At 35.6% G+C, this 14,357-nt stretch carries 13 protein-coding genes; 4 read left to right on the plus strand and 9 right to left on the minus strand.

What is annotated here, in order from left to right; translation table 11 throughout:
• Positions 1 to 114: 114 nt before the first annotated feature.
• Positions 115 to 942 (minus strand): glutamate racemase, encoded by an 828-nt coding sequence (gene murI, locus J3U18_RS10415; protein WP_267332447.1) that lies wholly within the window; start codon positions 940 to 942, stop codon positions 115 to 117.
• Positions 943 to 1,147: 205 nt separating this feature from the next.
• Here murI and metK point away from each other — a divergent pair, with 205 nt between their 5' ends.
• From metK to J3U18_RS10435, 4 genes are read left to right on the plus strand one after another with little or no spacing between them, the layout of a single operon-like run.
• Positions 1,148 to 2,299 (plus strand): methionine adenosyltransferase, encoded by a 1,152-nt coding sequence (gene metK / locus J3U18_RS10420; RefSeq protein WP_065735192.1) that lies wholly within the window; start codon positions 1,148 to 1,150, stop codon positions 2,297 to 2,299.
• Positions 2,283 to 2,786, plus strand: coding sequence for a SprT family zinc-dependent metalloprotease (locus J3U18_RS10425; RefSeq protein ID WP_065735193.1), 504 nt, complete (start codon positions 2,283 to 2,285; stop codon positions 2,784 to 2,786). The genes metK and J3U18_RS10425 overlap by 17 nt, the downstream gene beginning before the upstream one ends.
• A gap of 14 nt (positions 2,787 to 2,800) precedes the next feature.
• The gene (locus tag J3U18_RS10430; RefSeq protein ID WP_065561845.1) at positions 2,801 to 3,418 is read left to right on the plus strand and encodes a hypothetical protein; all 618 of its coding nucleotides are present in this window, start codon (positions 2,801 to 2,803) and stop codon (positions 3,416 to 3,418) included.
• Positions 3,412 to 4,254 (plus strand): 23S rRNA (adenine(2030)-N(6))-methyltransferase RlmJ, encoded by an 843-nt coding sequence (locus J3U18_RS10435; RefSeq protein WP_065735195.1) that lies wholly within the window; start codon positions 3,412 to 3,414, stop codon positions 4,252 to 4,254. Before J3U18_RS10430 ends, J3U18_RS10435 begins: the two co-directional genes overlap by 7 nt.
• Before the next feature lie 69 nt (positions 4,255 to 4,323).
• Here the strand turns inward: J3U18_RS10435 and J3U18_RS10440 are convergent, their stop codons facing one another.
• From J3U18_RS10440 to fabD, 8 genes are all read right to left on the minus strand, one after another.
• Positions 4,324 to 4,695, minus strand: coding sequence for a diacylglycerol kinase (locus tag J3U18_RS10440; RefSeq protein ID WP_081299430.1), 372 nt, complete (start codon positions 4,693 to 4,695; stop codon positions 4,324 to 4,326).
• Positions 4,696 to 4,713: 18 nt separating this feature from the next.
• Entirely contained in the window at positions 4,714 to 5,673 is a 960-nt protein-coding gene (accA, locus tag J3U18_RS10445) for an acetyl-CoA carboxylase carboxyl transferase subunit alpha (RefSeq protein WP_065561842.1), read from the minus strand.
• Positions 5,674 to 5,893: 220 nt separating this feature from the next.
• Complete coding sequence (dnaE, locus tag J3U18_RS10450; protein ID WP_267353991.1) at positions 5,894 to 9,373, minus strand: DNA polymerase III subunit alpha; 3,480 nt, start codon at positions 9,371 to 9,373, stop codon at positions 5,894 to 5,896.
• A 165-nt stretch (positions 9,374 to 9,538) separates the two neighbouring features.
• On the minus strand, positions 9,539 to 10,630 hold the full coding sequence (locus J3U18_RS10455; RefSeq protein WP_267353992.1) for a glycerol dehydrogenase: 1,092 nt from the start codon (positions 10,628 to 10,630) through the stop codon (positions 9,539 to 9,541).
• 231 nt (positions 10,631 to 10,861) lie between these two features.
• Positions 10,862 to 12,106: a beta-ketoacyl-ACP synthase II gene (gene fabF / locus J3U18_RS10460; RefSeq protein ID WP_065561839.1), complete on the minus strand. Its 1,245-nt coding sequence runs from the start codon at positions 12,104 to 12,106 to the stop codon at positions 10,862 to 10,864.
• A 153-nt stretch (positions 12,107 to 12,259) separates the two neighbouring features.
• Complete coding sequence (gene acpP / locus J3U18_RS10465; RefSeq protein ID WP_025316503.1) at positions 12,260 to 12,493, minus strand: acyl carrier protein; 234 nt, start codon at positions 12,491 to 12,493, stop codon at positions 12,260 to 12,262.
• Between the two features lie 150 nt (positions 12,494 to 12,643).
• A complete protein-coding gene (gene fabG, locus J3U18_RS10470) occupies positions 12,644 to 13,378 on the minus strand; it encodes a 3-oxoacyl-ACP reductase FabG (RefSeq protein WP_065561837.1) in 735 nt (244 codons plus the stop codon).
• Between the two features lie 18 nt (positions 13,379 to 13,396).
• Positions 13,397 to 14,332, minus strand: coding sequence for an ACP S-malonyltransferase (gene fabD / locus J3U18_RS10475; protein WP_267331124.1), 936 nt, complete (start codon positions 14,330 to 14,332; stop codon positions 13,397 to 13,399).
• Positions 14,333 to 14,357: the final 25 nt, after the last annotated feature.

Raw genomic sequence — 14,357 nt, forward strand, 5'->3', positions numbered from 1 at the left:
CCAACTTCATTATCGTCTGCTTTCGCTGACGCCGTGTCAGTGGATGCGCATTATAGGCACTTCTTTTTTTTTGGCAAGTGAAAAACAGCAATTCATTAATCGTTCGAATAAGCTTTAATCATCTAATACACTAATTCTCTGATATTTATCAAGATTATATTTAGATAATTTTTCCATCAATTTTTTAACTTGTTGGTTACATAATGTGCTCAAGACAATATTGTCTGTTGAAGATTGTGCTGTAACATTCTTTAGATCAAATCGCTCATTAAGTAATGAATAAACTCGAGAAGCGATCGCATTTCCCGAATCAATAAAAGTCGTATTAGGGAAAAGTAGTTTAAGTTCATCTTTAATAAATGGATAATGAGTACAACCAAGCACAATTGTATCAGGAATGACTGGTAGATTGAGCCATGGCTGCATTAGTATCTCAAGTTGCTGCATATCAACAGCAATGCCTTGTAACTTATTCTCTGCTATATAAGCTAATTCAGATAAACCAAGTAATTTAACATTACAATCAGGAGCAAACTCTTTAATTAAATTACTTGTATATGCTCTTTGAATTGTAGCTTTCGTCGCTAATAACCCAATACATTTATTTTTAGTAATTATGCTTGCAGGTTTAATTGCAGGTACAACACCGACAATAGGAAAAGAAAACTTTGAGCGTAAACTAGGTAAACAAATAGTACTTGCGGTATTACATGCAATGACGGCTAAATCAATTGAATATGATTCTATAATTGTATCTATTATATGACTTACTCGTTTAATTAAAAATTCAGAGGATTTGTCACCATAAGGAAACATCTCATTATCAAAGGCATAGATATACCGTAAATAGGGTATTTTATTGTAAATTTCGTTATAAATAGATAACCCACCAATACCCGAATCAAAAACTAATACTGTTGGAGTTTTTTTTACAATATTCATATGCAGTTAACGAAGGTTAAAAAATTAATCGAGCCATATCCTAAATTGATTAAAATTTTATGCAAGCAATTTTGTTTAAGGTAGTACTGGCTTTTTACAGAATAAATCATTAAAATAGACGTCTAGATGGTAAAACTGCCAAACATAAGTATTTCATACGATTATATTTAGAGCATTGCTCTAAATAAGTTAAAGAAGGTAACACATGTCAGAATTTTTATTTACTTCAGAATCTGTATCAGAAGGTCATCCTGATAAAATAGCCGATCAAATATCTGATGCAGTTTTAGATGCTATCTTAGAGCAAGATCCTAAAGCTCGAGTGGCTTGTGAAACTTACGTAAAGACTGGTATGGCATTAGTTGGCGGAGAAATTACAACTTCTGCTTGGGTAGATATTGAAGAATTAACTAGAAAAACGATTAATGATATTGGTTATACCAGCTCAGAAATGGGGTTTGATGCTAATTCTTGTGCTGTTCTAAATGCTATTGGTAAACAATCACCAGATATTAATCAAGGTGTTGATAGGCAGAATCCATTGGAACAAGGTGCTGGTGACCAAGGTATCATGTTTGGTTATGCTACAAACGAAATGCCTAATTTAATGCCTGCAGCAATTAGTTATGCCCATGACCTTATGCAACGCCAAGCTGAAGTGAGAAAAAATGGCACCCTCCCTTGGTTAAGACCTGATGCAAAAAGCCAAGTTACTTTAATTTATCAAAACGGAAAAATCCAAGGTGTTGATACTGTGGTTTTATCAACCCAGCATTCAGAAGGTATTGAACAAAAAGCTCTACATGAAGCCGTCATGGAAGAAATCATTAAACCAACGTTACCGGCGGAATGGCTAACTTCTAGAACGAAATATTTTATCAATCCTACAGGACGTTTTGTAATTGGTGGACCTATGGGAGATTGTGGTTTAACCGGCCGAAAAATTATTGTTGATACCTATGGCGGTGCAGCACGTCATGGTGGTGGTGCGTTTTCTGGAAAAGATCCTTCAAAAGTAGACCGTTCCGCTGCCTACGCAGCAAGATATGTTGCTAAAAATATTGTTGCAGCGGGACTTGCTGATAAATGCGAGCTACAAGTTTCTTATGCAATTGGTGTTGCTAACCCAACATCGATTTATGTCAATACTTTCGGTACTGAAAAAATTGAACATAATAAAATTATATCTTTAATTAAAGAATTTTTTGATTTAAGACCTTACGGATTAATTCAAATGCTAGATCTCATCCAACCAATCTATCAAAAAACTGCAACTTACGGCCATTTTGGTCGAGATATATTCCCTTGGGAAAAAACAGATAAAGCAACCATTCTTAGAGATGCAGCAGGATTATAAACGAATTCCAATTTATCTCCATAATCAAGTATTGGCTTGTTTAAGAACTCACTTAACTCAAGCCAATAATATATTAAATACTAATTATAAAGAACCCAAAGTCAGTTATAAACCTAAAGGTAGTGTTGCTGGATGTGCTTTTTTAACTCGCTGGGAAATTCAGCTCAATAGCATAATGCTTAATGAGAATGGAGAAAAATTTATTAATGAAGTTGTTCCTCATGAATTAGCACATCTCATTACCTTTCAAAAATTTGGAAAAGTAAAACCACATGGACAAGAATGGCAATATATCATGTCTGAAATAATGAAAAAGGAACCTAAAGTTACTCATAATTTTAATATTAAACGTAACGAATATGTCTATATTTGTAATTGCCAAGAACATTATTTATCACCAATACGACATAACAAAATTCGAAAGAATAAAACTAGTTATCAATGCCGTAAATGCGGTACTATACTAAAACTAAAAATATCTATTTAATTTTGAAGTAAAACATGCCTAATTTTGATACACATTTTTACAAAAGTTCCACAATTATTGTGATTTTAAGCTTTTGTTTATATATAGCAGGTAACTTTTTCATTCCATTGTATGGAAAATTGACAGTTAGCTTGGTCGAACATTTACAGTCTCTTTTCTTATTATTTATGTGCTGTTACACATATTTATATGCTAAAAAGGTCAAGAATCATGTAAATCTTTACAAATTTTGGGTTTGGACAATTTTCTGGTGGTTTATGCTTTTTGGCAGAGGAATCAGCTGGGGCCGTGACTTTTTCCCTGAGGTACCCCGTTTCTACTATAAAATAATTGCTGGTATCTTAATTGGAATACCTTTTTTAACAATATTTTTACCGACAATCCGTCAAGAGATAGTTCGCCGTTATAAATTTGAAAAAATTCCTGTCTGGCACATCTTTTTTGCTTTCCTCTTTCTAGGAATTGCTGATATTGCTGAACATCATCGTATTGGTCATCAATTTTTAGTCCTAAGCAACGAAAGAAAAGATCTTATTGAAGAGTTAATGGAAATACCTTGTCTTTTAAGTCTTGCATTAATAACTATTTATATGCAAAAAAATGAACAAGAGAGGTTAAACAAGCCATGTTAAGCTATCGTCATAGCTATCACGCGGGAAATCATGCAGATGTGTTAAAACACATTGTATTGACGTTATGTATTAATGCATTGAAAGAAAAAGAAAAGCCTTTTTTATATTTAGATACACATTCTGGCGCTGGTCGCTATTTACTACAAAGTGAACATGCTGAAAAGACTGGAGAATTTTTATCAGGAATCAATTTAATTTGGCAACAATCTGATACGCCAGAACTACTTAACACCTATTTATCTGTTCTGAAGCGTTATAATCCTTTCGATAATTTAAAATATTATCTAGGCTCACCTTTAATTGCTAAGCAATTACTAAGAGAGCAAGATAAACTTAATCTTACTGAACTTCACCCAACTGACTATTCCTTATTAAGACAAGAATTTAGTAAAGATAAGCGAGCTAAAGTATTTAAAGAAGATGGATTTGCACAACTCAAATCAAAATTACCCCCTGAATCACGACGTGGTATTATTTTGATAGATCCATCATATGAGATAAAAGATGATTATCAAAAAATCCCAAAAGCATTAATTGAAGCATATAAACGTTTTGCAACCGGGGTTTATTTAATTTGGTATCCAGTTGTCTCTAGAACTCAAACACAAAAGATGATTGAGCAAATTATTAATTCAGGTATTAAAAGAATTTCACAATTCGAATTGGCAGTAAAACCCGATAATAATCAGAAGGGAATGACAGCTTCAGGTATGATTGTGATTAATCCACCTTGGAAGTTAAATGAGCAAATGCAAACAATTATGCCTTGGTTAAAAAACATTCTTGATACAGAGAAAACAGGAAATTATCTTATCAAAGAACTTGTTAGTGAATAATTTAATCTATTTTTAAGTTAAAAATGCGAGATTTTCTCGCATTTTTTATTAAAACTTCAAAAATCTCTATTAAGGGAAGAAATGGCAAGCAAAGAGATAAATCCATAATATTAAAGTCAAAAGTAATGAAAGAAAAACAGCCGCGGAGCCATAATCCTTTGCTCGACCAGATAATTCATGTCGCTCACTTCCAATTCTATCAACCACACATTCAATAGCACTATTAATGAGTTCAACTATCATCACAAAGCCTATTGAACCAACTAATAAAATTCGCTCATAAATAGAAAAATCAATAAGCATTACAATAACATAAGCAAGAATTAACAAAATTAATTCTTGTCGGAACGCTGCTTCATTTATGATAGCTGATTTAAATCCCTTTAATGAGTACTTCGTCGCATTGATAATACGTTGTAGTCCTGTTGCTTTTTTCACAATAACTTCCCAAATTTAAAATTATCTTACATAGCCATAATTCATCAGACGCTGGAACCTTCTTTCAAGAAGCACAGGCAACTCCAAACTACCTAATTCATCAAGATCAGATAATAATTGCTTTTTAAGTGAGGCTGCAACAGCACTATAATCTCGATGAGCGCCACCTAAAGGTTCAGGGATAACTGCATCAATAAGTTTTAGTTTTATCAATTTATCTGCAGTCATATTCATTGCTTCAGCCGCCACTGGTGCTTTATCTGCGCTCTTCCAAAGAATAGACGCACAACCTTCAGGAGAAATAACAGAATAAGTGCTATATTGGAGCATATTAACTTTATCGGCCACACCTATTGCAAGTGCTCCACCAGAACCACCTTCACCAATAACAGTACAAATTGTTGGTACATTTAAACGAGACATTTCACGTAAATTACGAGCAATCGCCTCAGCTTGCCCCCTTTCCTCTGCGCCAATACCAGGATAAGCACCTGGTGTATCAATAAAGGTAATGATAGGTAATTTAAATCGCTCAGCCATTTGCATTAATCTCAATGCTTTACGATAACCTTCAGGAGCAGGCATACCGAAATTACGATAAATTTTTTGTTTAGTTTCACGACCTTTTTGGTGACCAATAACCATAACAGGTCGGTCATCAATACGAGCTATTCCACCAACAATTGCTTTGTCATCTGCGTAAGCTCTGTCACCGGCCAGCTCATCAAAGTCGGTAAAAATTTCATTAATATAGTCCAATGTATAAGGGCGATTAGGATGTCGGGCTAATTGAGCTACATCCCAAGGTGATAAATTTGAAAATATCTTCTTAGTCAACTCACGACTTTTTTGATTCAACTGTTTAATTTCTTTATCTAAATTGATATCCAATTCAACTTGTTGCGAATCAATATTCTTTAAGGAATTAATTTTTGCTTCTAATTCCGCTATCGGCTTTTCAAATTCCAAAAAATTATTCATAACGCTTATGATTGCCTCTTGTATTAATTGTATTTAGTTAAAATACATTACTAAATTTAGTATACTGACTATTTATTAAAATAAAATTAAGTCAATTTTACTATGTAATAATCATTGAAGTCACCAATATTTATTATTAATGAACATCAACATTCCAAATGGCACAGCTAGCTTTTAATAGGTTAACTGCAACCATTAAATAAAAAAATCTGTTTTTTAATTAATCAAATTCAAAGTCCACTCGCTCATTTCCTAATAAAGTTTTCAACTCTATTATTAGCGCATCTTCAGGCACAATCCGCCAAGTTGTACCAAATTGAAGACGTACCACAGAATCTTCTCTATGATAATAGAGATTAATCGGGACACTACCATGTCGATAAGGTTCTATAATTTGTTGTAATCGCTGTAAAATTGGACGGTTAACTTCAGCGTCAGATAAGGTTAAAGATAATCCTTTAACATACTTAGCCCTAGCATCTTTTAAGTCGACAATATCGCGAACCGACATCTTAAATCCGCCATTAAAATCATCATGACTAACTTGACCTGAAACGATTAAAATTTTATCTTTCACTAACAAATGACCAAACTTTTCCAATGCGTCAGAAAAAAGCAAGCCATCAATTCGTCCAGATCTATCGTCTAAAGTGAATAATCCAATCTTATTACCTTTTTTAGTTATTCGAACTCTGGCATCAACAACAATACCGGCAAATGTTGCCATTTTCCCCCATCCAGTTGGAGCCGCTTCACTTATTCTAACTCCACCAGAATATCGATTAAGTTCTTTTAAATATTGCGTAACTGGATGGCCGGTTAAATATAAACCTAAGGCTTCTCGTTCACCTTCAAGTAATACTTGTTCGGGTAATTCAGGAACAGCAGCATAAGCATTTTCAACTTGTTCTGGCTCCTCAGCTAATACACCAAACATATCTTCTTGCCCAATGGTTTGAGCTCTAGCATACTGATCTGCTGCTTGCATGGCGTCATTGATACTATGCAAAATAGCCGCTCTATGAGGACCTAATTTATCAAAAGCCCCAGCCATAGTTAATTTCTCTAACACGCGCCGATTGATTTTCTTCATATCTGTTCGAGCACAAAGCTCAAAGATATTTTTAAAATAACCACCACTATTACGTGCTTCGACAATAGCCTCAATTGGGCCCTCACCAACGCCTTTTATTGCACCAATACCATATACAATTTCGCCTTTATCATTCACATGGAAATGATAAAGACCACTGTTAATATCAGGAGGATTTACTTGCAGCCCCATTCTTAAACACTCATCAACAAGACCCACAATTTTATCTGTATTATCCATATCAGCAGTCATTACGGCTGCCATAAATTCGGCGGGGTAATGCGTTTTCAACCATAATGTTTGATATGAAACAAGTGCATAAGCAGCTGAGTGAGATTTATTAAAACCATATCCGGCAAACTTCTCAACCAAATCAAAGATATGCATGGAAAGTTCACCATCAACACCTTGTTTTTCAGCTCCTTCTTTGAAGACCGAACGCTGTTTGGCCATCTCTTCTGGTTTTTTCTTACCCATTGCTCTTCGAAGCAAATCGGCGCCACCAAGTGTATAACCCGATAGCGTCTGAGCAATCTGCATAACTTGTTCTTGATATAGGATGATACCATAGGTCGGTTCTAAAATTGGTTTAAGTGATTCATGCTGATGATTTATATCAGGATATGATACCTCCTCCCGACCATGTTTACGGTCAATAAAATTATCTACCATGCCTGATTGCAACGGACCCGGTCGAAATAGCGCAACTAAAGCGATCATATCTTCAAAACAGTCAGGTTTTAAACGTCTGATCAAGTCTTTCATTCCGCGCGATTCCAGTTGGAATACAGCTGTTGTCTCAGCTTTTAATAATAATTGGAATGATTCGTCATCATCAAGTGGTATGCAAGTAATATCAACTGGTGGTTTTCCATCTTTTAATCGGCGCTCATTAATCATTTTAATAGCCCAATCAATAATGGTTAAGGTCCGTAACCCTAAAAAGTCAAATTTAACAAGCCCTGCGTATTCAACGTCATTTTTATCAAACTGTGTTACTGGGTGATGACCTTCGGGATCGCAATAAATAGGAGAAAAATCGGTAATCTTAGTCGGAGATATTACTACACCACCGGCATGTTTACCTGCATTTCGAGTTACCCCTTCTAATTGTCTGGCGATATCAATGAGAGACTTAACTTCTTCGTTGTTATCATAAAGCTCTTGAAGTTGAGGCTCAACTTCAAATGCTTTAGCTAATGTCATACCCGGATCAAGTGGAATTAATTTTGAAATACGATCAACAAATCCATAAGGATGACCAAGAACTCGTCCTACATCGCGAATAACTGCTTTAGCAGCCATTGTACCAAATGTAATAATTTGAGATACTGCATCGCGACCATACATATCAGCAACGTGATCAATAACCATATCACGCTTTTCCATACAAAAATCAACATCGAAATCCGGCATTGAAACCCGTTCTGGGTTTAGAAAACGTTCAAAAAGTAGGTCAAATGCTAATGGATCTAAATCAGTTATCTTTAGAGCATAAGCAACTAAAGAACCGGCTCCTGAACCACGTCCTGGGCCAACAGGAATATCATTATCTTTTGACCATTGAATAAACTCCATGACGATCAAAAAGTACCCAGGAAAGCCCATTTGGTTTATTACGTTTAATTCAGTTTCTAACCGGTCATCATACTCAGAACGTCGCTGTTTTCGAACTTCTGGATCAGGAAAAAGAAACTCAAGCCGCTCTTCTAAACCTTCACGTGATTTATGCACCAAAAAATCTTCGGTTGACATATCACCCGTAGGAAACTGTGGTAAAAAATATTCGCCGAGTCGAATAGTCACATTACATCGTTTAGCTATTTCAACACTATTTTCCAATGCCTCTGGAATATCGGAAAACAATTTGCACATTTCTTGTTCCGATCGTAAGTATTGCTCGGATGAATAGTTTTTCGGCCTACTTGGATCTTCAAGTGTATTACCATCGTGGATAGCTACTCGAATTTCATGCGCTTCAAAATCAGAAGATGATAAGAAGCGCACATCATTAGTCGCCACAACCGGTAAGGAATATTGTTCAGCGAGTTTAATTGCGCTATGAATAAATAACTCTTCATTGGCGCGATTTGTACGGACTAATTCAAAATAGAAATGTTGATTAAAATTTTCTAAATAGTAAGTGATCGCCTCATCAATAATCGCTTGATTATCGCGAATAACACCAATACCAATATCACTTTCACGACCAGCTAATATGATTAAACCTTCTCGATGGATAGTTAGCCATTCTTGATCAACAACAGGCATATCACCAATATAGCCTCGTTGATAAGCTTTTGAAATTAATAAGGTAAGATTTTGATAGCCTGTATTATTAGCGGCTAATATTGTTAATCGATAAATATCATCACTTAGTTGTGAACTTTTAATTGCTAAGTCAGCACCAATAATAGGTTTAATGCCTTTTCCCATGGCTGATCCATAGAACTTAACTAGTCCACAGAGATTGGTAAAATCAGTAATTGCAAAAGCAGGCATTTGCAATTTACTTACTTCATTGACTAAAGCACCTACTTTAGCGATACCATCAACCATTGAAAAATCGCTATGCAAATGAAGATGAATAAACTTAGGTTCGGTCATATTTACCAAAAGTAATTACACAAAAAATTAGCCACAATTATAGCACAAACCAGACGAATATTCTTATTGCTTTATTTATCAAAAAATCGACTAATAAAACAATAAATAAAACTTCCGTTATAAAGAACGGAAGTTAATCAAATTAGTCTTAAAAATTATAAAAAGTTATTTGCGCCGTAAACCTTCAGCATTAGCTGCTTTTATCGCAGCAAATACTGTTTCTGGAGAAATTTCTGCAGGAGAATTATGAATTGATTCACCTTCAGCACAAGCTAAAATTGCCACTTGCATCAAATTATCATCGCTAACATTAGCTAATCCAATTTCTGCTAGCGTAGTTGGCAATCCAACTGACTCACAAAAATGATAAACAGTCTCGATCATTTCAGGATCGCTATCGATTAGCATTAACATAGCAAGCGTACCAAATGCTACTTTTTCACCATGCCAATAATTATGCGTTGCTTCTAATGCTGTAAATCCATTATGAATGGCATGGGCAGCTGAAAGCCCACCACTTTCAAACCCCAATCCGGAAAGAAGTGTATTAGCTTCAATTACATGTTCTAGGGCTGGAGTTACGACTTTTTGTTCACAAGAATTTTTTGCCTGAACACCATAGTTAAGTAATATTTCAAAACAAAATTTTGCTAACGCAAATGCAGTCATTGGACCTGGTCGTCCAGTCATATTCCCAGCTTTTGATTGTCTACAATCTTCGGCCTCAAACCATGTTGCTAAAGCATCTCCCATACCGGCAACTAAAAATCTTACAGGAGCATTAGCGATAACTTTTGAATCAACTAATACTACATCAGGATTTCTGGGTAACACAAAATATCTTTTAAATTCACCAGTTGGCGTATAAATTACTGATAAAGCACTACAAGGCGCATCTGTAGAGGCAAGCGTAGGGACCACAACACAAGGGTAGTTAATAGTTGCTGCAATCGCTTTCGCTGTATCAATAACCTTCCCCCCACCTATACCTACAATCACATCAATATTTTGAGATTTAGCTAACTCAATTATCCTTGCAATCTCTTCATCACTACATTCTCGATTAAATATATCTACGATACTTTCAATATTACCTGATAGTGATTTTTCGATAGTTTTAGATAAATTTTTATGTGCAGATGGACTTTCAAGTAATAATGCTTTTTTTCCAAGCCTTGCTAACTCTTGGCCTAGGCTATTTTCAATTGCATTAAAACCTTGAATGTAACGATTTGGAAAAAGTGCAGTAGTAATCATAATAACAACTCCTAAAAAATAAAAAATCCTGCATAGATAAATCTTATTATTTTAAGAAATATTTCTATCTATATTATTAGATTAAAACATACGCTTTTATCATTAATATACTACTAAATATTTTAAAAAATGAGGTGTATGCCACATTTTTTATTGTGAAATGTATTATTGAAAAATGAAAAAAAGAAATAGTTGCTTCCCATCACCAAATCGTGATGGGAAAAATGGAGATTAAATCTTTTTGAATAAGACTGAACCGTTAGTACCACCAAAGCCAAATGAATTACAAAGTGCATATTCTAAGTTTTTCACTTGACGAGCTGTGTGTGGAACATAATCAAGATCACATCCCTCATCAGGATTATCTAAATTAATTGTTGGAGGAACAGCCTGATCGCGTAATGCAAGTACAGTAAAAATAGACTCAACCGCACCAGCTGCACCTAATAAGTGCCCAATCATTGATTTAGTTGAACTTACCATTACTTTGTTGGCATTTTCTTTAAAAATGCTTTTAACTGCTTGAGTCTCAGCTTTGTCACCAGCAGGAGTTGATGTACCATGAGCATTAATATAACCAATATGTTCAGGTGTTATTCCTGCATCACGAATCGCACATTTCATAGCTAATGCCGCTCCGCTTCCATCCGCTGGAGGTGAAGTCATATGATAAGCATCACCACTCATACCAAAACCAACTACTTCAGCATAAATCTTAGCACCACGTTTTTTAGCATGTTCATATTCTTCTAGGAACATGATACCTGCACCATCACCAAGCACAAAACCATCACGATCTTTATCCCATGGTCGACTTGCAGCTTTTGGGTTGTCATTATTCGTTGACAATGCACGCGCAGCCCCAAAACCACCGATACCAAGAGGAGTACTCGCTTTTTCACCACCACCAGCTAACATCGCATCGGCATCACCATATGCAATCATACGCGCTGCATGACCAATATTATGTACGCCAGAAGAACAAGCGGTAGCAATAGTAATACTTGGACCTTTTAATCCGTAAATAATTGATAAGTGACCAGCGATCATATTTACTATAGTCGATGGTACAAAGAAAGGACTAATTTTACGTGGTCCACCATTAACTAATGCACTATGATTTTCTTCAATTAATCCTAGTCCACCAATACCTGAACCGATAGCACAACCGATTCGCTCTGCATTTTCTTCCGTAATTTCAATACCCGCATCTTGCATTGCTTGCATACCTGCCGCAATACCGTATTGGATGAAATAATCCATTTTACGAGCATCTTTACGTGAAATATTATAATCTTCGCCATCAAAGTTTTTAACCATCGCTGCGAAGCGTGTTGCAAAAGGGGCTGTATCAAAGTGTTCTATAAGTTCTACACCACTTTGACCGGCTAATAAAGCTTGCCAAGTAGAATCAACTGTATTACCTACTGGAGATATCATGCCCATTCCAGTAACAACAACTCTGCGTTTAGACACATTGTCCTCCAGAAAAGGATTGAAATGAAATTTGAATCATTGAAAATTTTTTATGAGTTTTCAAAATTAAATTGGAATCCACTCTATAAAAATAGAGATATAAATACAAACTAGGCGATCATTTGACCGCCTATTATGAAAACTCTGCTAACCTTATTGATTTGCAGTAATATAATCAATTGCTGATTGTACAGTTGTAATTTTTTCAGCTTCTTCATCAGGAATTTCAGTATCAAATTCTTCTTCTAAAGCCATAACTAATTCAACTGTATCAAGAGAGTCAGCGCCAAGATCTTCAACGAAAGAAGATTCATTTTTAACTTCATCCTCTTTAACACCAAGTTGCTCAACAATAATTTTCTTAACTCGCTCTTCAATAGTGCTCATACTCTTTTTTTTCCTATAAATATCGCCGAAAGTGGCGGTGAATGTAAGTTTATAAAATGTTGAAAAAGATGCCAATCATTTTTCAACCCAATTGCTTATTTTTTGTTCAAAACGTGAAATTATTGACTCATTTTACACTATTCTGATCAATTACACCATATACATGCCGCCATTGACATGTAAAGTTTCACCCGTAATATAAGATGCCTCATCAGAAGCAAGAAACGCGACTGCATTAGCAATTTCAGCGGGTTCACCCAAACGCCCTGCTGGCACTTGTGCTAATGTTAACGCCTTTTGTTCATCAGTCAATGCTTCTGTCATATCAGTTGCAATGAACCCTGGTGCTACCACATTAACCGTAATACCTCGAGATGCAACTTCACGAGCTAATGATTTACTAAACCCAATCAATCCAGCTTTTGCAGCCGCATAGTTAGCTTGGCCTGCATTACCCATAGTACCAACAACAGATCCTATAGTAATAATTCTACCATAACGTTTTTTCATCATTGTACGCATTAATGCTTTTGATAAGCGGAATACAGACGTTAAATTAGTATCTAAAATATCTTGCCACTCATCTTCTTTCATTCTCATTAATAAATTATCACGAGTGATACCTGCATTATTAACGAGAATATCAATATCACCAAATTCCGTTTTAATTGTATTAATAACTGATTCAATAGATCCTTCATCGGTCACATTTAGTGCTAAACCTTTACCTTTAGTGCCTAAATATTCACTTATAGCTTGAGCACCTTTTTCGGTTGTTGCAGTTCCAATAACGGTTGCGCCACAAGCAACTAATTTTTCTGCAATTGCCTTCCCGATCCCACGGCTTGCGCCAGTAACTAAAGCAATCTTTCCTGATAGGTTCATAACTACCCCTTTTACCTTCTATTTAGTATTTTCTATCGCAACATCTAATGATGCTTTATCATTAACAGCATAAGCCGATAATGAATCAACGATTCGTTTAGTTAAACCAGTTAAAACTTTGCCTGGTCCGATTTCAACTAACATTGTTACACCTTGTTTTGCCATATCCTCTACTGTTTCAGTCCAACGAACAGGGCTATATAGCTGAGCGATTAATGCTGTTTTGATTTTGTCTGCTGATGTTTCAACTTTAACATCAACATTATTAATTACTGCAAATTTAGGGGCATTGAATGTGATATTATTTAATGCTACCGCTAATTTATCAGCGGCTGGTTTCATCAAAGCACAATGTGAAGGCACGCTAACTGCCAGTGGTAATGCTCGTTTAGCACCAGCCTCTTTACACAGAGCACCTGCTCGTTCAACCGCTTCTTTATTACCCGCAATAACAACTTGACCCGGTGAATTAAAATTAACTGGTGCAACGACTTGGCCTTGAGCCGCTTCGTCACAAGCTTTACGGATCGAATCGTTATCTAAACCAATGATAGCAAACATTGCCCCTGTACCACTTGGTACAGCTTCTTGCATTAGTTTTCCACGTAGCTCAACTAATTTAATTGCATCTTTAAAATCAATTACACCAGCACATACCAATGCTGAGTATTCGCCTAAACTATGGCCTGCCATAAATTCTGGTTGAGCGCCATTAATACTTTGCCAAACACGGTAAATAGCAACAGATGAAGCAAGTAATGCTGGTTGAGTTTGCCAAGTTTTATTTAATTCATCAGCAGGACCATCTTGCACTAAAGCCCATAAATCATAACCTAACACTTGTGAAGCTTCATCAAAAGTTGACTTCACAATTGGATAGTTTTCAGCAAGATCTTTTAACATACCTACAGCTTGTGAGCCTTGTCCTGGAAATACCATTGCAAATTTGGTCATTTTGAAATCCTTGATTACTTAAAAT

The sequence above is a fragment of the Gilliamella sp. B3482 genome (genome assembly GCF_026536805.1).
Classification (GTDB): domain Bacteria; phylum Pseudomonadota; class Gammaproteobacteria; order Enterobacterales; family Orbaceae; genus Gilliamella; species Gilliamella apicola_E.

Coding starts and splice junctions, on each gene's coding strand:
- acpP (WP_025316503.1), bottom strand. CDS start 12,493: ATGAGCACTATTGAAGAGCGAGTTAAGAAAATTATTGTTGAGCAACTT.
- J3U18_RS10425 (WP_065735193.1), top strand. CDS start 2,283: ATGCAGCAGGATTATAAACGAATTCCAATTTATCTCCATAATCAAGTA.
- J3U18_RS10430 (WP_065561845.1), top strand. CDS start 2,801: ATGCCTAATTTTGATACACATTTTTACAAAAGTTCCACAATTATTGTG.
- J3U18_RS10435 (WP_065735195.1), top strand. CDS start 3,412: ATGTTAAGCTATCGTCATAGCTATCACGCGGGAAATCATGCAGATGTG.
- metK (WP_065735192.1), top strand. CDS start 1,148: ATGTCAGAATTTTTATTTACTTCAGAATCTGTATCAGAAGGTCATCCT.
- accA (WP_065561842.1), bottom strand. CDS start 5,673: ATGAATAATTTTTTGGAATTTGAAAAGCCGATAGCGGAATTAGAAGCA.
- J3U18_RS10455 (WP_267353992.1), bottom strand. CDS start 10,630: ATGATTACTACTGCACTTTTTCCAAATCGTTACATTCAAGGTTTTAAT.
- murI (WP_267332447.1), bottom strand. CDS start 942: ATGAATATTGTAAAAAAAACTCCAACAGTATTAGTTTTTGATTCGGGT.
- fabD (WP_267331124.1), bottom strand. CDS start 14,332: ATGACCAAATTTGCAATGGTATTTCCAGGACAAGGCTCACAAGCTGTA.
- dnaE (WP_267353991.1), bottom strand. CDS start 9,373: ATGACCGAACCTAAGTTTATTCATCTTCATTTGCATAGCGATTTTTCA.
- fabG (WP_065561837.1), bottom strand. CDS start 13,378: ATGAACCTATCAGGAAAGATTGCTTTAGTTACTGGCGCAAGCCGTGGG.